The organism is Capnocytophaga sp. oral taxon 864, assembly GCF_002998835.1.
GTDB classification, from domain to species: domain Bacteria; phylum Bacteroidota; class Bacteroidia; order Flavobacteriales; family Flavobacteriaceae; genus Capnocytophaga; species Capnocytophaga ochracea.
In genome coordinates, this window is record NZ_CP027232.1 from 756162 (window position 1) to 779176 (window position 23015).

Consider the following 23015-nt stretch of genomic DNA (forward strand, 5'->3'; position numbering starts at 1 on the left):
AATGACTATCTTAGACGGAAAAAAGACTTCAGAAGCCCTCAAACAAGAAATTGCTGAGGAAGTAAAGCAACTAAAAGCTGAGGGAAAGAAAGTACCACATTTGGCTGCTGTATTGGTAGGCGACGATGGGGCAAGTCTTACCTACGTGGGGAGTAAGGTGAAATCTTGCGAACAAGTAGGCTTTGAGTCTACTTTAGTAAAACTTCCTGCTAACATCAGTGAAGAGGCGTTACTGCGAGAAATTGAAAAGTTAAACGCTAATCCTGAAATTGACGGCTATATAGTACAATTACCACTACCTAAACACATCGACGAGCAGAAAATACTTTTAGCCATAGACCCTACAAAAGATGTAGACGGCTTTCACCCTGCTAACTTCGGTAGAATGGCACTGGATATGGAGGCTTTTATTCCTGCTACACCTTTCGGTATTATGGAGTTGCTGAAACGCTACGAAGTGCCTACCAAAGGCAAACACGTGGTAGTAGTAGGACGCTCACACATCGTAGGTCGCCCCATCAGCATATTACTCAGCCAAAAGGGAGCACAAGGCAACGCTACCGTTACACTTACTCACAGCCATACCCCTAACCTCGCTGAGCTTACGCGTCAGGCAGATATTGTGGTAATGGCATTAGGTATTCCAGAATTTCTAAAAGGCGATATGGTAAAAGAAGGCGTAACCGTGATAGACGTAGGAATTACACGTCTAAAAGACGATAGCACCCATAAAGGTTATCGCATAGTAGGCGATGTAGCTTTCGATGAAGTAAAAGAAAAAGCGAGCTACATTACTCCTGTACCAGGGGGCGTAGGTCCTATGACCATAGCAATGCTCTTGAAAAATACGTTATTAGCTTATAAATGGTATCGATGAAAATAAAAGAATCTAAATATTATCACCCTGTAAACCTCTTGCAGATAGACTCCGACGACCACGTAGAGGTGTACGATAAATACAAACTTCTGACTTTCAGCAACCCGTACCGTTGTTTGTTAGACGACTTGATGGCAAGAATTTATATAGGAGGAGAGGATTTGGTTATCCAACGAGACAAACTGAAACACTTTGTGAAATGTACTGACTATTACACCATAGAATACGCCTCCAAACAAAATGAGCTATACGAATCGGAAGAATGCTATTTTCACCCAGAGCTCGAAATCTTTTTGGTAATAGACAAAAATCTCTCCAACGAGTACGATAACCAGATTTTTGAAGACGGATTATACAAAGTAAACTCAGTATACTACCAAAACGACAATCCAAAGGCTAAGGAACACCTCAACACCTTGTTTTCAGAATATATAGAAAAGTATATCTCTAAAGAATCTAAGGTTTCTATACTACTAAAAACGCAAATAGGATTAGAAATCAAAACTCATAGCATCAAGCCTTACCGCATAGATTTTGAAACGATGTACAACAATGATTTCTTCGAAGTACATACTCGAGTGAAAAATGCGCTAACGAATGACAACAAGGGCGTGGTACTATTTCACGGGATTGCTGGTTCGGGGAAGACAAACTACATCAAATGGCTTACAAGTCAAATCCCGAATAAAAAATTTATCTTTGTACCTACTACAATGATAGGGTCGCTTACCGATCCTGCTTTTATTAGTCTGCTCATAGGCAATAAGAACTCTGTATTGGTACTCGAAGATTGTGAGAACTATATAGCTGAACGCACCTCCTTCAACAGTAATACCGATGTAGTGTCGTCTATCCTCAATATAGCTGACGGTATGCTTTCTGATGTATTAGAATGCCAGCTGATATGCACGTTTAACTCCGATATTTCTAAGATAGACTCGGCATTATTGCGCAAAGGCAGATTGATAGCCGAGTATAAGTTTAAAGAGCTAACTGTTGAGAAGTGCAATAAGTATTTGCAATCTACTGATAGAGATTTTAGAGTAGATAAGCCTTACTCATTAGCAGAACTGACCAATATAGACATAAAGGAACTCAAAGAACAAGACAAGCAAACTAAAATAGGTTTCAAATAAATGATACGTGTATTTCTGACTTTTCTCTTCTTCTCGATAACTTTTGCCCAAGAAACAGGTAACCGAATGTCATTGCTTTTTATGGGGGATATAATGGGGCACGTGCCACAAATAGAAGGAGCTTACGATATTGAAACAAAGCAATACAATTATATGCCTGTATTTGACAAAATCAAGCATAAGTTTACGCAGGTAGATTTTGCTATTGCTAATTTGGAAGTAACTTTGGCAGGGGAACCTTATACAGGTTACCCCCAGTTTTCGTCGCCCGATGCTTTAGCAGTTGCTTGTAGAGATAGCGGAATAGATGTATTGGTAACTGCCAATAATCACACTTGCGATAGAGGCAAAAAGGGAATTATTCGTACTTTAGACGTACTCGACTCTCTGAAAATAGCTCATACAGGAACCTTTCGCAACAAAGCAGAATTTGAGAAACATAATTTATTGGTGCTTTCCAAAAATGGGATTTCAGTGGGAATACTCAACTATACTTATGGCACTAATGGTTTACCCGTTCCTGAACCTACCATCGTAAATAAAATAAATCTCAACCTAATGAAGCAGGATATTGAGAACGCTAAAAAAGTAAATCTCGATAAACTGATAGTAGTGATACACTGGGGGATAGAATACCAGCAAAAGCAAAACAAAAAACAGGAAGAAGTAGCACAATTTCTTTTTGACAACGGAGTAGACATTATTATAGGAGGTCACCCACACGTCTTACAACCTATGTATTACTATCCGCAAACGGGACTTCATAAGGAACAGATGGTAGTTTATTCACTGGGTAATTTTGTATCTAACCAACGCAAAAGCTCAACAGACGGAGGTGCGATGGTAGAGCTGACTCTCTTCAAAGATGCTTATGGCACTCGTATCCTTGATAAAGGATATTATTTAGTTTGGGTAAATCGCACTCCAAAAACTAATAAGAAATATCTTTTTGAAATACTACCTTGCAAAGAATACGAAACTACTCACTACAAAGACCTTACTGAAAGCGTTAAGGATAGTATGAATATCTTCATAAACAACTCCCGAAAGTTATTCAAATCTAATATTTTAGTTAAAGAGAAACTATAGCTTATTACAACATTTCTTTTATATATCAGCTTTAGAAAATAAATAAAGGCTTTCTAATGATTATTATTTAGATAGCCTTTTCTTCTATATTACTTTTATAGCTACTTAGCTTTTATCATACGATCATTTCCAAAAAGGTCTTGACGTAAAGTTATCTCAGTAAAATGCTTTTGTTCTAATAATGTTTGCATTTCTTGCCCTAAATACTGATTAATTTCAAAGAAAAGACTCCCATTAGGGTTTAGAGTCTGCTGAGCAAGAATAGCTATTTTATCGTAAAATAATAACGGATTATTATCACGGACAAAGAGTGCTAAATGAGGCTCATATTCTAAAACATTATGGCGTATCTCTTTCTTTTCTAACTCACGTACGTAGGGCGGATTAGAGATAATGATATCATATTTATCAGAAAGAGTTTCTATTCGCAAGATATCTTGTTGTAAAAATGAGTAACTACACTGTTTAATTCAGCATTACGCTTAGCTACTTTCAAAGCTCCTTCCGAGACATCTATAGCTGTTACTACGGCATTAGGAAGAGCTTTAGCAAGTGAAATAGCAATACAGCCACTGCCTGTCCCTACATCTAATATTTTGATTTTCTCGCTTTTGTCAGGATATTCTTGAAGTACCCAATCCACTAGCTCTTCTGTTTCTGGTCGAGGTATCAATACATTTTCATTTACGAAAAAACGATTAGAGAAGAACTCAGTTTCACCCAAAATATACTGTATAGGTTTAGCTGTTTGTAATTCTCTAATCGCTTGCAAAATAGGTTGTGCTATATCTTCAGTAAGTAAAGTATCAGAATTTGCTAATATTGTAGCTTTACTGTACTTCCCATAATGCTTCAAAAGAATAAAGTAAAACGCATTTATTTCACTCTTAGGATAAAGTGTTTCTAATTTATGATGTATATACTCTCTTAGCTCACTAAAAGTCATTAGTTCACACGAATTTGTTGTCCTACTTTTAGGTTACTACTAGTCACATCATCAAAATTATTAAGCTTCATCAATTGTTGTACAGGTACTTGTTGCTCCCGTGCTATTTTATAAAGAGTATCACCTGTTTGTACTTGATAATAGACTTCAGCAATAGCCTCTTTTTCAATGGTCGTGGTATCAATAGTATTAGTAGGTCTAACGATTGTTTTTGTTACAGTGGGTTTAGACACCGATTTAATAGCTGTAGCTGGTTTAGATACTTCTTTTTTAGGAGTTGAAACAGTTGCTACTTGGGTATTAGAAGAAGTTATATCTCCTCCATTAGCTGCTATTACTTGATTGTCATACTGATGTAATTCAAACTTTTTGATAAGAGCTATCAATTTCTTTGCATAAGTAGGGTCAGTAGCATAGCCTGCTTTTTTGAGCCCGTGTGCCCAACCTTCATAATCTGTAGGACTAAGGTCAAACAGTACTTTATAACGATTGCGATTTACAAGAAATTGTGAATGGTCTTCAAACGATTCGTATGCATATCTATATTTGCGAAAACATTCGCTCTTCTCATCGTCGTCGTGGGTAATAGTCTTGCCGTCCCAAGTAGCGTGACATTTAATTCCAAAGTGGTTATTGCCATAACGTGCCAAGCGTCCTTGCCCCGAGCCACTTTCTAAAATGCCTTGTGCCAAAGTAATACTCGCAGGAATATTGTAACGTTGCATCTCTACCATTGCAATATCCTTATAATCCTGAATATACTTTTGAGTAACGGCTGTCGTAACTTGTACCGCAGGAGTTATCTCGTGAAAGCTGTCTTCTGAGACATCTCTACGATTGTGTTTTGAATCAGCTAAAGCCTTACTTCTTTGGTCTATCTCCGAATGTGTAGGCTTTTTCATCTCCACTCTCGGTGTCGGCTTTTGTCCTCGATAGATTACCGAATGAGAATTTCTCCCTTTCCTGTAAGGCTGATCAGAGCACGATGATATTATAAAGAGAATTAGCAATAGCAAACTAAATCTTTTCATCATAATTCAATATACTTTTATGTTTTTTAATTCGTTCGTTGTTAAAACCTTTAATCCCTTGCAAACCACCAGTATGAATGGCTAATATACGGGTATTGGGTGCAAAATATCCTTGCTTTGTGAGGGCAAAGATAGCAAAAATCATCTTACCTACATATATCGGGTCTAATAAAATTTTCGTCTGACTGTTAAAATCATTTAAAAAATCTACTAATTCATCAGTTACTTTAGCATAACCACCAAAGTGATAATCGTGCACTAATTCCCAATTGTTTTTGGTTGTGTATTGTTTAATTACCTCACTTAAAAACGCTCCTTTCAAAGCTGGAAAACCAATGACTTTCTGATGATTAGCACTTGCATTGATGAGCCCTGAAATCGTCCCACCTGTTCCTACCGCACTGCATATTACATCAAAAGCGTTGTCCTCAGGAGTAAGGATTTCTTCACAACCCTTCACTGCCAGCTCGTTAGTACCTCCTTCAGGGGCTATATAGATGTTTTGTCCATAGCGTTTCCTAAGATTTTCCAAGAACTCTGGCGTATGTTTTTGTCGGTAAGCCTCTCTTGTAACAAAATAAAAATCCATACCACAAGATTTAGCAAACTTTAACGTAGGATTAACATCTATTTTAGAACCTAACTCATCGCCACGAATCACACCTATGGTTTTCAAACCTACTATTTGTCCCGCAGCTGCTGTCGCAGCAATATGATTGGAATAAGCTCCTCCAAAAGTGAGAATCGTATCCTTGCCTTCCTGTTGGGCTTGTGCTATGTTGTACTTGAGCTTTCTGAGCTTATTCCCTGATACAAAAGGGTGATTTTTGTCCTCTCGCTTTATTGTAAGAGTAATCCCATCAGGCAACGGGATATTCACAGGTTCGTTTTCTATATGTAAGTTATTGAATAATAAAGGCTGCATAGTTTATTCATATCTCAACGCTTCTACAGGATCTAATTTCGAGGCTTTTACTGCCGGATACAATCCTGATATTACTGCTACTACAAGAGCTATACATATAGCAATAATAATAACACCCCACGGAATGGTAAAATCAAACTTAACGGCTTTAGATATCAAATATCCTAAACTGATACCTAACACAATACCCGTAAGTGCTCCCAATTGAGCTATTATTAGGGTCTCGGTAAAGAACTGTAAGGTAATAGATTTGCGTTTAGCTCCCAACGCTTTGCGAATGCCTATCTCCTTAGTGCGCTCGGTTACCGAAACGAGCATAATGTTCAATAGGGCGATTGAAGACCCCAAGATGGTAATAAGCCCAATCACAAAACCAGCAACAGAAAGGGTACCCGTAATACTGCCTATGCGTTGCAATAGGTCGTCACTGCGTTCTATCCCAAAATTATTTTCTTGTAAAGGTGCTAAGCCTCTCAGGTTACGCATCACTATGGTAGCATCATCTATAAGTCCGTCCAACTGGTCTTTGCTCTGAGCACTTATTTTGAGTTGAAAATTAGGATTATCTATGGGAAAAATACTGCGTGCAATTCCTAAAGGAATCAACACTTGAAAGTTTTCGTAATTCCCAAAGGAGGAACTTTGTTCTTTAAGTATACCTATGACTTTGAACTTATAACCACGTACCGAAATACTCTTTCCTAGTGGATTTACATCTTTGAGTAGTGTTTTCTTAAAATCCGGACCTATCACGCACACATAGCTATTGTTCTGTATATCGAAATCGCTAAAATTGTGTCCCTCTTCCACTTCTAACCCCGAATTGCCAATGTAGTATTCATCTACGCCTATCACTACGGCTAATGGGTCAGTTTTTTTGTTCTCGTACTTCACCTCAGCTGAGGAGGCAACATTCATAGAAATACTCGTTTTTGCAAACGGATTATCTAACTGTTGTTTAAACGCTACTGCTTCTTGATAGGTAATTAAAGGGTGTGGCTTTTGGGTGGTACCGCTCCCCTCAGCTCGCTGACTGTATTGATACCTTGTAATCGAAAAAGTATTAGCTCCCATACTCGAGAAATTACCTTCAAGCGTATTGCGCAAAGCAGTAATCACACTCAGGATTCCTACCAATGCCGTAATGCCAATAGCGATGATGAGCACGGTGAGAATTGTGCGCAATAGTTGCCCTCTGATACTGTCAAGAGCTATTTTTATATTTTCACGAATTACAATCCACACGGTTTATAACAAATGCTTATGAGCGCGGTAAGATGAACGTACTAACGCTCCACTTTCCACGTGACGAAAACCTAATGATAAGCCTATTTCTTTGTACTTGGCAAACTGCTCAGGAGTGACAAAATTCTTTACAGGAAGGTGCTGTTTCGAAGGTTGCAAATACTGACCGATAGTTACAATATCCACTTTTGCCTCTTTAAGGTCGTGCAAGGTTTCTATCACCTCTTCCTCGGTTTCTCCAAGTCCTAACATAATCCCCGATTTAGTACGGTTCGCTCCATTTTCCTTTAAGTAACGCAACACACCCAAACTTCGGTCGTATTTAGCTTGTATACGCACTTCACGAGTCAATCGGCGTACCGTCTCCATATTGTGCGAAATGATTTCAGGTGCAGCTTTCAGTATACGGTTTAAGTTGCGTTCTACTCCCTGAAAATCAGGAATCAAGGTCTCCATTGTGGTATTAGGGTTCATTCGGCGCACGGCTCTCACCGTCTCAGCCCATATAATGCTTCCCATATCCTTTAAATCATCTCGGTCTACCGAGGTCAGTACTGCGTGCCTAATGTTCATCAGTTTGATAGAACGTGCCACCTTTTCAGGTTCTTCCCAATCCAAACTTTCAGGTCGCCCTGTTTTTACGCCACAAAAGCCACACGAGCGCGTACAGATATTCCCCAATATCATAAAAGTAGCTGTGCCTTCTCCCCAACATTCTCCCATATTGGGGCAACTGCCCGAAGTACAAATTGTGTGAAGGTTATATCTGTCCACCACACTCCTCAGTTCAGTATACTTTTTACCAGTGGGTAATTTTACCCGTATCCACTCTGGTTTATTGCTCTTTAAGGTAGTAGTGGTAGTGGTTTCTATTTCATCTACAGCAAGTGTTTCTGCATTCATTATTTTTTAATGTTCTATATAATTTTTTACAAAGATACTACAAAATTGATGATTACAAAAGTTTTTAGACCGAAAAAATATCTATCCCCTATCGGAAGTACTGATTATAAGTGAAGCACAAAAAGTTACTTCTTATATCTAACCCAAGTTTTACTAAGGTAAAAGCCTATTTTTTTCTTATATGAGAAAAGGCTAAAACAGAAACAAACGTTCTATTTTAGCCTTAAAAATAATTTTATCAACATTCTGACTTTGGCGGAGAGAGAGGGATTCGAACCCCCGGAGGTGTTACCCTCAACGGTTTTCAAGACCGCCGCATTTAACCGCTCTGCCATCTCTCCAAGTGCACAATCACAATTGTTTTCTCAATTATGCGGGTGCAAAGGTACAACTATTTTTATTATCTGCAAATTTTAAAAGCAAAAAATTAGATATTTTTTCTCTTCTATTTATAATTTATTGTTTTACAGATATGAACTATATTGCCTTTGTAAAAAACTAATTGTTCATCGTTGCCAAAAACTCTTCGTTATTGCGCGTTAGCTTAATTTGCTTTTCCATAAATTCCATCGCCTCTATCGGGTTCATTTCTGCCAAATACTTGCGCAATACCCAAGTGCGATTAAGCGTGTTTTCATCAAGCAACAAGTCATCTCTACGAGTAGACGAAGCTATTAGGTCAATAGCTGGGAAAATACGACGGTTCGAGATACGTCTATCCAATTGTAACTCCATATTACCCGTTCCTTTAAATTCCTCAAAAATTACCTCGTCCATCTTTGAACCTGTCTCGGTAAGAGCCGTAGCGATGATAGAAAGAGAGCCTCCGTTTTCAATATTACGAGCTGCTCCGAAAAAGCGTTTAGGTTTGTGTAAAGCGTTAGCATCTACCCCACCAGTAAGCACTTTCCCCGAAGCTGGTTGCACTGTGTTATAAGCGCGAGCCAAACGAGTGATAGAGTCTAACAATATAACCACATCGTGACCACATTCTACCAATCGTTTTGCTTTTTCAAGTACTATATTAGCTATTTTCACGTGTTCGGCAGCTTCCTTATCAAAAGTCGAAGAGATAATCTCTCCTCGCACACTGCGTTGCATATCAGTTACCTCCTCAGGGCGCTCATCAATCAAGAGTACCATTAGGTACACTTCGGGGTGATTTTTGCTAATGGCATTCGCAATATCTTTTAAAAGCATTGTTTTACCCGTCTTAGGTTGTGCCACTATCATACCGCGTTGCCCTTTCCCAATAGGAGCAAAAAGATCTATCAAGCGAGTAGAAACAGTAGAGCCTTTGCCTGCCAACTCAAATTTTACATCAGGAAAAAGAGGCGTAAGGTGCTCAAATAGTACTCGGTCGCGCACCACTTGGGGGTCAAGTCCGTTTATCTTTATAACTTTTAGTAGCGGATAATACTTTTCGCCATCTTTGGGCGGACGCACTTCTCCATATACAGTATCTCCTGTTTGCAAGCCAAAAAGTCGGATTTGTGAAGAAGATACGTAAATATCATCAGGTGAAGCCAAATAGTTATAGTCCGAAGAACGCAAGAAACCATAACCGTCAGAAGTGATTTCTAAAACCCCTTCACAGTCTACCACGCTGTCAAATTCAAAATCGGGGGCGCGATAACGGTTTTTCTTTTCTTTATCAAAATTCTCATTATTAACAATAGTATTGCCATTGTTCACATTTTGATTGTAATTACCATTATTGCCATTGCCATTTTGTACAGGAGAACTGTAGTTTTTTGTTGGAGTAGCATTATTCTGATGATTGTTAGAAACCACAGAAGTAGTGTTTTTCTTCTGATACGTTTTAGATTCATCTGCCGAAGAAACCTTTTTAACGGTTGGTGTTTTTGAAGTCTTTTCTTGTTTAGAACTGCCTACTTTTTGAGGTATTTCTATTTTCTTTTTACGACTGTTTTTTTTGGGTTCAGTTGTGTTCTCAGTTGTAATAATAGGAGAATTGTCTTTTTGAACTTCTTCTTTTTTGTTGGGGAGTTCTTTTTTTTGATTTTTTAGAATTAGGTCTATGAGTTCAGGCTTATTTACATACCGAAATTTAGGTATATCCAAATGTTTTGCTATTTCCTGTAACTCAGTTAGCTTTTTAGATTTTAACTCTACAATGTTAAGCATTTTAAATAGTTATTATTAAAGTAAGTGATTTTTTTCAGTAGTCAAGATAAGTGAAATTCCTCTTTTTATATAGTTAAGATGGGATATTATTGAAAGTATTTTTTAATCAGAGGTACTGAAATCGGGTGCAAAGATATAAAACATTTAGCAATTAGCAAATTATTTTCTTTTTTTTATTGTCCCGCCAATTCCTTTATCAAGTGCAATTTTTTTTATTAGCTTCTGATAGAATAAACCTTTTAGTTTTTCAAAATCTAATACTTTTCTTGCTCTGTACAAGTTCCCATCACTACATTACCTTTGTCATTCGTCACCCGTCATTCGTCATTCCTTCCTTTTTCTTTCGTTTTAACATTTTCTACCACACACTCTTAATCATTCATTCCCAACTACTTAAATACCTTTTCTATACCAATCTTCCAACATTCGTATAAGCTTCCTATAAGCTTTCTATAAGCTAATCCCATCTTAAAAGCACTTTCACACCTGCTACGATACCCTTCGTTTCCTTCCGAAAAGCCCCAATATGCCACTTTTGTAGTACACACTTTGTTAAAGTTTTTTTATTGCCTCAGGTATTTCTAGCTTTATTGGCATTATTGGCATTTCTGGTATGAATCAATTATTTTGTAGTATCAAAAAAAGAATGTATTTTTGCCTCATAAAGAAGTAACTATGAAAGAACGTAACCCTCTTATCGATGTGCTCAAAGGTTTTGCTATCATCTTGGTAGTGATAGGGCATGCTTCGCAATGGTTTTCGGGCGATGACCGCACCAACCCCTTGTATGTAACCATTTACGCTTTCCATATGCCTCTTTTTATGTTCCTTTCAGGTTATGTGAACTTCAATATTCGTGGCGAACTGAACCTCAGCAAACGCTTTCAGGTGTTGGTGATTCCTTTCTTCGTTTGGTTTTTAATTTCTGCCACCTATCACGGTTATATCCTCGATATAGAAAAAGTATGGGAACATCTTTGCGTGCTCATTTATAAACCCACACAAGGAATGTGGTTCTTGTGGTTGCTATTTTGGGAGTGTGCCTTGCTCTATCTGGCTTTGAAGATTAATAAACATCGTGAAATATGGGTGATGATAGGTCTCTGGAGCATTCTCATCTTCTTGCACCGAGTTACAGGAGCACAACCTATCTTTTATGGATTGCCCGAATTGTGTTGGTATTTCATCTATTTTTCATTGGGTTACGCCACACACAAGTACAAACCTCAAGCACTGAAAGTTCTGCGCCCTATGGGTTGGGTGAGCTTTATTGCCTTTCCGCTCCTATTGCTCTTCCCTGTCGATAAAGCTCATTACATACTTCACTCTCTCCGTTTATACGCTTTAGCACTTACGGGTATCGCTGCTTCTTATGTTTTATGGGAATGGTTCTGCCGTTCAGAAAATAAGGCAACACAATGTTTGAAGTTTTTAGGAGGCATTTCTTTAGAAATATACGTCACCCACTATTATATGCGCTTCTTAGTAGTTTACATCAAAGAATATATAAGCGATAATTTCTATTTGAACGTAGCTATATTTACCGTTTTAGCCATCATCGCTTGCGATATAATACAACGATTGGTACAGCGCATAAAATGGCTAAGAAGAATACTCTACGGCAGATTTTAGATAGGTGAAAAACTCTTAACTTTTCACTTCTCCATTTCTTTTTCTGCCTTGCGAGCTTCTTCTATATAGTTTTTGAACTCTTTGCCGTATTTAGAATTGGCAACCTCTTTATTGAGTTTTCCATAAATAGAATCTAAGTATTTTACGCGAGTATTGGGGGCATCAACCAATACCACATAAGGGGTGATATACGAATCGGGGTGCGTGAGGGCATAGTTCAGCACAAAGAGGTGACGACGGAAGTTATTTTTCTCCGATGCTGCATTCAGCGAGTCGGCTAAGGTAGTATTACCCGCCTTAAAAGCATTCACTTGCTGTTCAAGGAGTTCAGCATTGCGCATTCCGAACTGTCGCATAGTGTGGGCATACTCTCCATAATCCTTTTGCGATTGTGAACCACTGATATTGGCTTTCACTTCAAACATATCATAAGAACTGTTGATAGTAATCAGCTTAGGTTCACCAAAGAACATTAGGCGGTCACCGAGGTCAGTACCTGCTTGTTTTTTTAAATCGAGGTAAATAAAAAACACTTCAGGACTCTCTAAATGTCGCTTGAAGGTAAACTTACCATTGCCATTGGCTACTACCGAATCGATATTGGTGAGCTTATCGTTTACGAATTGTTGTAGGTAGATAGTACCTACTTTCAATCCGTCGATATTTCCTTCCACAATCATTGTGTTTTTGTCTTCCTTGTTGCAAGCTATCATCAATAGTGCGGACATTGCCATTACTATTCTTTTCATTATAATTTAGTTATTAATCATTATTACATTTGTGTTTCTACCCTTCATCAATTGATAATTCTTCGTTACATTTCGTTTCTGCTTGCTATCAACTGATAATTGCTCGTCACACTTTGTTTTCAATTCATTTTCTATAGAAAATTATCTCCCGCAGTTTGGGGAAGGTCGTGTTCTGTAGAATTTTGTCTCCCACAGCTTGGGGAAGGTCGTGTTCCGCAGAATTTTGTCTCCCATAGCTTGGGGAAGGTCGTATTCCGCAGAATTTTACTCAAAACACTTTTTTCCTATTTTTCAACAGAAATTACCGATTTCATTGTTTGTGTTTTGTTCTGTGTTTCCTCATATTCTTTTTCGGGCACAGAGTCTTTAGTAATTCCTCCTCCCACATATAGGTAAGTTTGCTCTCGTTCTATCTGCATACAACGCAAATTCACATAGAATGCTTGGCTATTGTTGGACACCCAGCCACAATAGCCTGTGTAATATTGCCTTTTATAAAGTTCGTTTTCTATAATAAAAGTGCGAGCTTCCTCAGTAGGATAACCACAGACGGCTGGTGTAGGGTGCAGACGTTTTATTAACTCATATACTTTATCAGGAGCTATCTTCCCTTTTATTTTAGTACATAAATGCATCAGACTACCTGCTTGCACAGTTTTAACTGCTGAAACCTCAAGTTCATTAACATACTCTTGTAACTGCTGCACGATGGTATCAGTAACTATTTGCTGTTCTTCTTTTTCCTTAGTATGCCAATGTATCTCACCTTCTTTAAAAGGTTGTGTACCTGCCAATGCCATTGTGCAAAAATCTTCGCCATTACTGCGGAAGAGCGTTTCGGGCGTAGCAGCCATCCAAGTCCCTACTTTAGGGTGATAAAACAAATAGCAAAATGCCGAAGGGTATCGTGTTACCATATTGGCAAAGCTCTTAAACGGATTTACGACTTCTTTGATAGTTATCTTGCGCGAAAGAACCACTTTCTCAAAATGACCTCCGTGTATCTCATCAATAGCTTTGGTTACTAAATCTATGTGCTTTTGTTTTTCGGCTTCGGTATCTTCTAAAATATCAATATTAGTATTTTCTACAATCGATTGTGTAGGCAAATGGCTTACGGTAACTTTGTTAGGAGTGATGATAACAGCAGGTTCGTTAGCATCGAAAGGAGCGAAAACAAATCCCTCTTGTTCTTCTTTATCAGTGTTAAAAAAATGAAGTGTATCATCTTCTTGTTGCAACAATATTACTGAAGTGTGATAAGGGGGCTTGTAGCACACAAAAGGTAAGTGTTCAGCATATTTGTGCTGTACTTGTTTTAAAAGTTCTTCAAATGAAATATAATCTTCGGTTTTAATCTTCATATAAATAAAATGCTTGCCGTGCTACGGTTTATATCGTTTGTGAATCATAAAAAGCTTTAAAAGCACCATTTTGTACCAATAGCTCATCTTTGGTACCTTGTTCTACTAATTTTCCTTTGTCGAGCATCAGTATTTTATCGGCGTATTTAGTGATAGACACACGATGACTCACTATAATTACGGTCTTGCCTTTTAAGGTATCGCGCAAATTAGTTAAAATCTTCTCTTCGGTATCGGTATCTACGGCTGATAAACAATCGTCTAACAAATAAATTTCGGCTTCTTTGAGCAATGCTCTTGCGATAGCTACTCGTTGGCGTTGCCCGCCACTGAGTGATACCCCGCGCTCTCCAAGCACCGAATCGTATTGATGGGTGAACTCTGTAATATTGTTGTGTACCACTGCTTTTTGGCAGGCTTGTATTATCTGTTCTTCGGTAGCATTTTTATTGCCAAAACGCAGATTGTTGCGAATAGTGTCCGAAAACAAAAAGTTCTCTTGTGGCACTACCGAAATGGCTCTGCGCAAGCTGTGTAGATTCAATTCTCTTACGGGTTTGCCTCCTATCAGTACTTCACCCTGATTTGCATCGTACATACGTGCAATGAGGTCTAACAATGTAGTCTTACCACTACCGGTTTTGCCTATAACGGCTACTGTTTGTCCTGCTTCTATATGGAAAGATACGTCTTTAAGAGCTTCTATCCCCGTATCTTCATAACGGAAAGATACTTTATCAAATGTAATATCTCCTTTAATAGGCGTAAGCTCTCCTACCTGATTGCGTATCTGAGGTACTTCGGAAAGAAACTCGTTGATGCGCTTTTGTGAGGCTTCTGCTTGTTGTACAATAGAACTTACCCAACCTACGGTAGCCACAGGCCAAGTGAGCATCATCACGTAAATACTGAACTCTACAATTACTCCAATAGATTGTATTTCACCGGTGTAATAGAGCTTTCCCCCAATAAAGATTACAAAGATAAGGCTCAATCCTATCATCAGTATCATTGTAGGGATAAAGAAAGCCTGTATCTTAGCGAGCTTGATGTTTTTCTGACGACCGTCTTCGGCGAGTACTGCTAATTGCGCATCGGTAGCTGCCTCGTTATTATACGATTTTATCACTCCAATACCCGAGAAAGTTTCTTGCGAGAAAGTAGAAAGGTCGGATAGGTAGGCTTGTACCTTCATCGTTTCGATATTAATCTTTTTGCTCATTTTGTAGATAAGCAAAGAGAGAATAGGCAATGGGATAAGGGTGTAGATAGTAAGTTTGGGAGAGATGATAAACATTAGCGGAATTACGCAAGCAAAAAGTGTAATAGTTTGCACACTGTACATAATAGCAGGACCTGCGTACATACGTACTTTCGATACGTCCTCGCTGATACGGTTCATCAGGTCACCTACTCGGTTGCGTTTGTAGAAGCTAAGCGATAACTGTTCGTATTTCTTAAATATCTCATTTTTCATATCGTATTCGATATAACGAGATACATTGATGATAAGCTGACGCATAAAGAACATTAGCACCGCCGATATGATAGTTGTACCGATGATAATAAGTGCGTATTCTATAAGTAAGGAAGTCATTTGTGAGGCATCTTTGTTAGCCGATTTAGCAAAGTCCTCAATGGCTGCGATAGAGTTTTTTACATATCGCGGCATAAAGAGTGAAAACACTCGCGACACTATGGTAATGAGTATCCCAAGTAGTAAGTGGTATTTATATTTATAAAAATATTTACGTATATGTCTCAGATGTGCCATTGGCTTAAATTCTCAATCAGAGTGCAAAAGTAATAAATAATGAGCAAATAACAATAGAAACTCAACTATTAAAACTTCGGTAACTCCCAATGGTATTTTACCGATAGCAATCGCACAGCTATAACTACCATTATGGTAATGAATACTACTAAGTTGTGATTTACAAAGTTATCGATAAGGAAATAAACAGTACCTCCTGCTATGCAAGCCGTTGCATAAATCTCCTTGTGGAAGACAGCAGGTAGTTTGTTGGCTAATATATCCCGAATAACTCCTCCGAAGCTACCTGTCATCGTACCTAAGATAATAGCAATAGTAGGCGACAAGCCAAAACGCAATGCTTTTTCTATCCCGATGATAGTGAACACCCCCAGCCCAATAGTATCAAACAACATCAGCGATTTGCTCCAATGCTCAGAGAATTGCTTTTTGAAAACAACAGTAATCACTACACTAATGACTATCATCAATATATACGTAAGATTGTTCATCCAGAATACCGGTACACTGCCTATCATAATATCGCGAAGCGTCCCCCCTCCTACTCCTGTTACAAAGGCTAAAATGAGCATTCCAAATATATCCATACGTCGTTCTAACCCCACTAACACGCCCGAAATACCAAATACAGCCGTTCCTATTAAGTCCCAGAGATAAATCTGGTCTATCTGCGATAGTACATTGATAAAATCTTCCATTCTAAGTTTTATTTTAATTTCTGTGACTTGCCACACTTCTCTTAGCATTAATGCCAAATCTCCAAAAGTCGCCAAGTGTCCCCTACTGGCACAAACACAAACGCAATGGCTTTTTCCGTATTTTTACAACATACCCCATCGGGATAATAACTAAAAGTATAGGTTTGTAGGGCATTGATATCATCGGTGAGTAACTCTTCTTCGGTAAGAAGTATACTGCCGTCTTTCTGTAGCAACAAACGCATTAAAGGCTCTGCCAAATGCTGTTGCCTAAACGCCATATCAGTAGTGAATTGCTTGAAGAAAGCGGGGAACTGCTTTTGCTGGTCTACCAGCTGTTTAGTTTGCTTTTCCATTTCGGCATAAGGTAATAAGCTACCGTCCTTTCGCTGTAAGAATACCTGTTTGCAATCATCTTTAGCTACACAAAAGGTGTACAAATGTATATCGGCATAAGGCAATTGGCTCAGCAACTGATAGCGGTAATACGCTTTACTATCTTGTTGCAAGCTATCTTGCACCCAATAGGTGCGATTACTACCCGCAAGACTTTCTATCTGTTGTATTTTCCCTTTTACTTCTGCTAATTCAGCAACCGTTTGTTTAGCGGTCTCGGCATTACAGTTCTTTTTTAAGGTAATAACAGAGTTATTGCAAGCTAAAACCAGTAGTGAAAGGGGTATTGTTAAAAGAAATTTCATTTTATATCTCACCTTTTACCTTAAACAAATTCAAATCTTACCATTCCGTCTGCATCTATCTTAGTGAGCTTTACTTTGTGCAATGTATTCACTAAAGCAGGATCCCAAGGAGCTTTTACTTTTACATAATTCTCGGTAAACCCGTGAATATATCCCTGCTTGTTGTCGCTCTCAAAAAGCACAGTCTTCTCTTTCCCCAGCTGACTCGTATAAAAGGCATTGCGTTTCTTTGCCGAGAGTCCACGTAACATCTTACTGCGTTTAGCGCGTACGGCATCGGGCACTACCCCGTCCATTAGCACCGCCTCAGTATTGTCGCGCTCGGAATAAGTAAATACGTGCAGATACGAGATGTCCAAATCATTCAGGAAGTAATACGTTTCCAAGAAGTGCTCATCAGTCTCCCCCGGAAAGCCTACAATTACATCTACCCCTATGCAAGCATCGGGCATAACTTCGCGTATTTTGGCTACTCTACTCACATAAAGCTCACGCAGGTAGCGGCGTTTCATCTTTTTGAGAATTTCATTACTTCCACTTTGTAACGGAATGTGAAAGTGAGGCACAAAGCTGTTAGATTGCGCTATAAAGTCAATCGTTTCGTCCTTAATGAGATTCGGCTCAATCGATGAGATACGCAGGCGTTCTATGCCTTCAACCTTATCAAGAGCTTGCACAAGTTCCAAAAAGGTATGCTCGTGCTTTTTGTTGCCAAATTCTCCCTTGCCGTAATCACCTATGTTCACGCCCGTAAGCACAATTTCTTTGATACCTTTATCCGAGATTTTCTTAGCATTAGCAATGATATTTTCAATAGTATCACTGCGCGAAATACCACGTGCCATCGGTATGGTACAGTAAGTGCATTTGTAGTCGCAACCGTCCTGCACTTTTAGGAAAGCCCTCGTACGGTCTCCGATAGAGTAGCTCCCCACATAGAAATCAGTTTCCGAAATCTCACAGGAGTGTACCACACCCTCATTGTTTTTGGTAAGGTCATCGATATATTGGGTAATGTTAAACTTTTCTTTTGCTCCCAACACCAAATCCACCCCATCTACCGAGGCGAGTTCTTCGGGTTTCAGCTGGGCATAACAACCCACTGCCGCCAAGAATGCCTTAGGGTTTGTTTTCAGTGCTTTACGTACGATTTGTTTGAATTGCTTGTCAGCATTTTCAGTTACTGAACAAGTATTGATTACATATATATCAGCGGGTTCGTCAAAATCTACGCGCTGGTAGCCTTCTTCTTCAAAGCTCCGCGCAATAGTTGAAGTCTCCGAGAAGTTCAGTTTGCAACCCAAAGTATAAAATGCTACTTTCTTCATTTAGTCATTAGTTTTTTTACCTTTTACCTCTTACCTTTTACCTATCAAAAAATTCTCTCTCTAAAAAATACTGTACAATGGCTTTTTTCATCAGTATGGTTTGTTCACCAGGCTTTAGGTCAGGGAGGTTTTGCACCAAACGGTAATGAGGCCAGCCGTCAGGGTCTGTAAATTCGTATTGGTAATAGCCAAAGGGTTCTAAGAGCTTACAAATGCCAATGTGCATCAAGTCTACTTTCTCATCTTTGACATAAGTGCGTCCCAATTGTCCCAATTCTTGTACCCCGATGAGATAGATAATCCCATCTATCCCCAATGTTTCTCCTTCGGTAAAAGTATCGGAAAGGCGTTGTACCACCTCTTCCCAACGGGCTTTTAGTAGCTCGTGTTCGGTCATAATAAATTCATTTAGGGTGCAAAAGTACAAAAAAAAATCATATTGCAAATTTGTGCTACATCTGCCTTACCTTCATCTTATCCCCTCTTTAGTTCCACCTTATCGTCGTTCTTGGTTTGTCTTTTCTTCGTCCTTTCTTCGTCTTTTGTTTATCTGCCCGTGCGGCTCGCACCGTCTTTTGTTCGTCTTTTGTTCGTCTTTTGTTCGTCTTTTGTTCGTCTTTTCTTCGTCTTTTCTTCGTCTTTTGTTCGTCTTTTCTTCGTCCTTTCTTCGTCCTTTCTTCGTCCTTTCTTCGTCTTTTGTTAGTCTCTTTATTATCTGCCTGTCGTGCTACGACTGCCCGTGTGACTCACACCTGCCTGTGCGGCTCGCACATTTGCTAATTTGCCAATTATTCCCTATCTTTGCACCCTAATAAATCATTATATCATTTTTATGAAGAAAATCAGTCTTATACTGTTGGCTTTTTTATTGCTCACTCCCATAGCAAAAGCCGACGAAGGAATGTGGTTTTTGATGTTCATCGAACGTCTCAACCAAAGAGATATGCAGAAGTTAGGCTTACAACTCACTGCTCAAGAAATTTATAGCATCAATAATAACAGTCTCAAAGATGCTATCGTACAATTTAATGGAGGTTGTACTGCGAGTATCATCTCCAAAGATGGCTTAGTGCTCACCAACCACCATTGTGGCTATGGCAATATCGCTCAGCTCTCTACACCTGAAAACAACCATCTAAAAAACGGATTCTGGGCACGCTCTCACGCCGAAGAACTTTCTCCTAAGCAATCATTCGTGCGTTTCTTTGTGCGTATGGACAATGTAACCGACCGTATGCTATCAGTGGTAAAACCTTCAATGAACGAAAAAGAACGCGAAGCTGCTCTTAACCAAGAAATGGCTAAAATACAAAAAGAGAACAGCGAAGGGGGTAAATACGTAGTTTCAGTACGTCCATTCTTCCAAGGTAATGAATATTATTACTTCGTATACCAAGATTTTAAAGATGTACGACTTGTAGGTACGCCTCCTGAAAGCATTGGAAAATTCGGTGGCGATACCGATAATTGGGAATGGCCTCGCCAAACAGGCGACTTCTCACTTTTCCGCGTTTACACTGATAAAGACGGTAATGCCGCCGACTATTCACCTAATAACGTACCTCTTAAAGCAAAACGTTATCTTAAAGTGAGCCTTAAAGGCGTGCAAGATAAAGATTTTGCAATGATTATGGGATACCCAGGACGTACCAACCGTTGGGAAAGCTCTTATTGGGTAGACCAAAACGTAAAATATGCCTATCCTGCGTGGGTAGAAGCCTCTAAAACAGCTATGGACGCAATGAAGCGCTTTATGAATAAAGACGATGCAGTACGCTTGCAATACGCTTCACAATATTCAAGCATTGCCAATTATTGGAAAAACCGCCAAGGTATGATTGATGCACTTACCGCTCATAAAACAGCAGCTACTAAGCGCAAAACCGAAGCTATTTTTGCCAAATGGGCTAATAAAGCTGAAAATAAGGCTGAATATGGCGACGTGCTGAACACTTTATCTAATTTCTTTGAAAAAACCAATGCTAAATCAGCCGATGAGAATTATTTGGGTATGCTATGGCGTGCTTCTTTCTTCGTAAAGATTCCTACACGTTACATTAGCTTGGTAAGTAATGCTAAAAAAGGCGGTATGCCTACCGACGAATTGGAGAAAAGAGTGGACGACCTACTCACTGAGTACGATAAAGTAAACTTAGACGTAGAAAAGGCTATCCTTGCCGATATGCTGAAATTATACACTAACAAAGGTACTGATGTCCCCTCTGAACTCAAAACTATTAAAACACAGTACAAGGGTGATTTTAACAAATACGTAGAAGAGCTTTTGGCTAAGAGTATCTACCGTAGCAAAGAAACTGCTAAAGAAGGTGTTTTTCCTAAAAACAAAGTCTTTCAAAATGAAGAGCAGATAAATATGGCTTTAGCAAGCGACCCTATTTTAGCACTTTCTATAGCACTTTTTGCTAACTATCGCAACCCTTCAGAAGAACAACTTAGCTTAGAAGACAGCTATGCCAAAGCCTTCCGCAAGTTCGTAAAAGGTATGCGCGATTCTAAAATCAGTACTATTTTGTATCCCGATGCCAATTCTACTCTGCGCCTTACCTATGGTACGGTCATTCCATTGGCTGCCGATAAACGCAACCCCGATGTGAAAAAGAACTACTATACTACCTTCAATACCCTAATGGCAAAGTACAAAAAAGGTGATGCCGAATTTGATATGCCACAGCGTATGCTCGACCTTTATAAGAAGAAAGAATTTGGAAGGTATATAGACAAAGACGGTTCTATGCACGTAAACTTCCTTACTAATAACGATATCACAGGTGGTAACTCAGGTTCGCCTGTAATGAATGGTAAAGGAGAACTCATAGGGCTTGCTTTCGACGGCAATATCGAAGCAATGGCAGGCGATGTAATCTTCGACAAACAACTACAACGCACTATCAACGTAGATATTCGCTACGTCCTATGGGTAATCGATATTTATGCCGGAGCCAAGAACATTATAAATGAAATAGAAACAGTACAGTAGATAAAAGAGTTAGGAGTTAGCATATAAGCTAATTCCTAACTCCTAAAATAGAATGAGCCTATCAAGTTATACAAAAGAATTCAAATACAACTTTAAAATTGCTTACCCCATCATATTAGGAATGCTCGGGCACACCCTTGTTGGGTTCGTAGATAATGTAATGGTAGGTAAAGTAGGTATTACCGAACTCGGAGCTGCTGCTCTGGGTAATACCGCTATATTCATTGCAATGTCGTTTGCCATTGGTTTTTCTGTTGCTAGTACTTCCTTAGTAGCAATGGCTGATGAAGCAGGTGATAAACCAACTGCTCAGTCTATTCTCAATCACGGAATGGTACTCAATGTAATATTAGGAGTAGTACTCTTCCTTTTATTGTTTTTTGTAGAACCTGTGATGCGCTATACAGGACAAAGCGAGAAAGTAATAGAGTTGGCAGTACCCTACACCCATTTGGTAGCTTTTTCGCTTATTCCGTTGGGTGTTTTCACTACCTTCAAGCAGTTTGCCGATGGCTTATCAATGACCAAATATGCTATGTATGTTACTATCTTAGCAAACTTGCTAAACGTCTTTCTAAACTATCTTTTTATTTATGGTAATTGGGGTTGCCCGAAATTAGGAGTGTTAGGCGCTGGTATTGGCACCTTAGTATCACGAATTGTAATGCCTATAATGCTTTTCTTTATGCTGAAAAACTTAGAGAAGTCGCGTGAATATGTTATGAGTATCAGTTTTAAGAATATGCAACAAGCAATGTACAAAAAGATAACTGCTCTCGGACTCCCTACCGCTATGCAAATGATTTTTGAAACAGGTATCTTTACCGCAGCTATTTGGATAAGCGGTATGCTGGGCGAAAATCATTTATCAGCAAACCAAATTGCGCTCAACTTATCGAGTATGACTTTTATGGTTGCTAATGGCTTAGGAATTACCGCTATGATACGTGTAGGAAATCAATTAGGAGCGAGAAACTATGCTAATTTGCGTAGAGTAGCTATTTCGGTATTTCTGTTAGTACTCTGCACACAAGTATTTTTTGCCCTTCTTTTAGCGGTATTTCGCACTTGGTTACCGTCATTGTACTTAGAGATGGATAACATAGAAAAATTAGCTAATAATACTCTAGTAATAGGCGAAGCTACCAATCTCTTGCTCATTGCAGCTATTTTTCAAATATCCGATGGAATGCAAGTAACAGCTCTTGGTGCCTTACGTGGAGTACAAGATGCTAAAGTGCCTATGTACATCACTTTTGTAGCCTATTGGCTGATTGCCTTCCCTATTCTTTATGTGTTAGGCGTTCATACCAATTTAGGTACTATGGGTATTTGGATTGGCTTGCTCACCGGTCTCACAGTCGCTGCTGTTTGTCTTTTGTATAGGTTTAACCGTATCAGCTTACAACTGATAGCCAACAGACACCAATATACTTCTTAAAGTTTTTTGTAATTCATAAATAACAAAGGG

18 protein-coding genes, 1 tRNA gene and 1 pseudogene are annotated in these 23015 nt (G+C 38.9%); 6 read left to right on the forward strand and 14 right to left on the reverse strand.

Features of this window, described 5'->3' with window-relative positions:
- Nucleotide 1 precedes the first annotated feature (1 nt).
- Genes folD through C3V44_RS03420 form a run of 3 tightly spaced genes read left to right on the forward strand, consistent with a single transcriptional unit; the run spans nucleotide 2 to nucleotide 3102 of the window.
- A complete protein-coding gene (gene folD / locus C3V44_RS03410; RefSeq protein WP_106095532.1) occupies nucleotides 2-877 on the forward strand; it encodes a bifunctional methylenetetrahydrofolate dehydrogenase/methenyltetrahydrofolate cyclohydrolase FolD in 876 nt (291 codons plus the stop codon).
- Nucleotides 874-2013, forward strand: coding sequence for an AAA family ATPase (locus C3V44_RS03415; RefSeq protein WP_002675730.1), 1140 nt, complete (start codon nucleotides 874-876; stop codon nucleotides 2011-2013). Before folD ends, C3V44_RS03415 begins: the two co-directional genes overlap by 4 nt.
- Nucleotides 2014-3102 carry a CapA family protein gene (locus C3V44_RS03420; protein WP_106095533.1) on the forward strand — a complete coding sequence of 363 codons (1089 nt, stop codon included), beginning with the start codon at nucleotides 2014-2016 and terminating at the stop codon, nucleotides 3100-3102.
- Between the two features lie 101 nt (nucleotides 3103-3203).
- Here the strand turns inward: C3V44_RS03420 and prmC are convergent.
- The 7 genes and pseudogenes from prmC to rho all read right to left on the reverse strand — a co-directional run bounded on the left by prmC (nucleotide 3204) and on the right by rho (nucleotide 10300).
- Nucleotides 3204-4048: pseudogene (prmC, locus tag C3V44_RS03425) on the reverse strand (peptide chain release factor N(5)-glutamine methyltransferase).
- A complete protein-coding gene (locus tag C3V44_RS03430; RefSeq protein WP_106095534.1) occupies nucleotides 4048-5082 on the reverse strand; it encodes a glucosaminidase domain-containing protein in 1035 nt (344 codons plus the stop codon). The pseudogene prmC and the gene C3V44_RS03430 overlap by 1 nt, the downstream one beginning before the upstream one ends.
- A complete protein-coding gene (locus C3V44_RS03435) occupies nucleotides 5066-6004 on the reverse strand; it encodes a 1-aminocyclopropane-1-carboxylate deaminase/D-cysteine desulfhydrase (RefSeq protein ID WP_106095535.1) in 939 nt (312 codons plus the stop codon). Before C3V44_RS03435 ends, C3V44_RS03430 begins: the two co-directional genes overlap by 17 nt.
- 3 nt (nucleotides 6005-6007) lie before the next feature.
- Nucleotides 6008-7249, reverse strand: a complete 1242-nt coding sequence (locus tag C3V44_RS03440; protein ID WP_106095536.1) for an ABC transporter permease — start codon at nucleotides 7247-7249, stop codon at nucleotides 6008-6010.
- A gap of 3 nt (nucleotides 7250-7252) precedes the next feature.
- Nucleotides 7253-8152: a lipoyl synthase gene (lipA, locus tag C3V44_RS03445; RefSeq protein WP_002671622.1), complete on the reverse strand. Its 900-nt coding sequence runs from the start codon at nucleotides 8150-8152 to the stop codon at nucleotides 7253-7255.
- A gap of 253 nt (nucleotides 8153-8405) precedes the next feature.
- Nucleotides 8406-8493, reverse strand: a tRNA-Ser gene (locus C3V44_RS03450).
- A 157-nt stretch (nucleotides 8494-8650) separates the two neighbouring features.
- Entirely contained in the window at nucleotides 8651-10300 is a 1650-nt protein-coding gene (gene rho / locus C3V44_RS03455; RefSeq protein ID WP_106095537.1) for a transcription termination factor Rho, read from the reverse strand.
- A gap of 675 nt (nucleotides 10301-10975) precedes the next feature.
- On the opposite strand from rho, the gene C3V44_RS03460 reads away from it, so the two are divergent.
- A complete protein-coding gene (locus C3V44_RS03460) occupies nucleotides 10976-11932 on the forward strand; it encodes an acyltransferase family protein (protein WP_106095538.1) in 957 nt (318 codons plus the stop codon).
- Between the two features lie 23 nt (nucleotides 11933-11955).
- On the opposite strand, the gene C3V44_RS03465 is transcribed toward C3V44_RS03460, so the two are convergent.
- From C3V44_RS03465 to C3V44_RS03495, 7 genes are all read right to left on the reverse strand, one after another.
- Nucleotides 11956-12681 (reverse strand): DUF4369 domain-containing protein, encoded by a 726-nt coding sequence (locus C3V44_RS03465; protein WP_106095539.1) that lies wholly within the window; start codon nucleotides 12679-12681, stop codon nucleotides 11956-11958.
- Between the two features lie 284 nt (nucleotides 12682-12965).
- Nucleotides 12966-14045, reverse strand: coding sequence for an isochorismate synthase (locus C3V44_RS03470; protein ID WP_106095540.1), 1080 nt, complete (start codon nucleotides 14043-14045; stop codon nucleotides 12966-12968).
- Between the two features lie 28 nt (nucleotides 14046-14073).
- The gene (locus C3V44_RS03475; protein ID WP_106095541.1) at nucleotides 14074-15819 is read right to left on the reverse strand and encodes an ABC transporter ATP-binding protein; all 1746 of its coding nucleotides are present in this window, start codon (nucleotides 15817-15819) and stop codon (nucleotides 14074-14076) included.
- A gap of 68 nt (nucleotides 15820-15887) precedes the next feature.
- A complete protein-coding gene (locus C3V44_RS03480; protein ID WP_106096616.1) occupies nucleotides 15888-16517 on the reverse strand; it encodes a trimeric intracellular cation channel family protein in 630 nt (209 codons plus the stop codon).
- A 47-nt stretch (nucleotides 16518-16564) separates the two neighbouring features.
- Nucleotides 16565-17218 (reverse strand): hypothetical protein, encoded by a 654-nt coding sequence (locus tag C3V44_RS03485; RefSeq protein ID WP_106095542.1) that lies wholly within the window; start codon nucleotides 17216-17218, stop codon nucleotides 16565-16567.
- A gap of 20 nt (nucleotides 17219-17238) precedes the next feature.
- The gene (gene mtaB / locus C3V44_RS03490) at nucleotides 17239-18546 is read right to left on the reverse strand and encodes a tRNA (N(6)-L-threonylcarbamoyladenosine(37)-C(2))-methylthiotransferase MtaB (protein ID WP_106095543.1); all 1308 of its coding nucleotides are present in this window, start codon (nucleotides 18544-18546) and stop codon (nucleotides 17239-17241) included.
- A 37-nt stretch (nucleotides 18547-18583) separates the two neighbouring features.
- Nucleotides 18584-18943 (reverse strand): hypothetical protein, encoded by a 360-nt coding sequence (locus C3V44_RS03495; protein ID WP_106095544.1) that lies wholly within the window; start codon nucleotides 18941-18943, stop codon nucleotides 18584-18586.
- 435 nt (nucleotides 18944-19378) lie between these two features.
- Between C3V44_RS03495 and C3V44_RS03505 the strand changes: the two genes are divergently transcribed.
- Both C3V44_RS03505 and C3V44_RS03510 read left to right on the forward strand, forming a co-directional pair.
- The gene (locus C3V44_RS03505; RefSeq protein ID WP_106095546.1) at nucleotides 19379-21544 is read left to right on the forward strand and encodes a S46 family peptidase; all 2166 of its coding nucleotides are present in this window, start codon (nucleotides 19379-19381) and stop codon (nucleotides 21542-21544) included.
- 52 nt (nucleotides 21545-21596) lie between these two features.
- Complete coding sequence (locus tag C3V44_RS03510; RefSeq protein WP_015782815.1) at nucleotides 21597-22985, forward strand: MATE family efflux transporter; 1389 nt, start codon at nucleotides 21597-21599, stop codon at nucleotides 22983-22985.
- Nucleotides 22986-23015 lie beyond the last annotated feature (30 nt).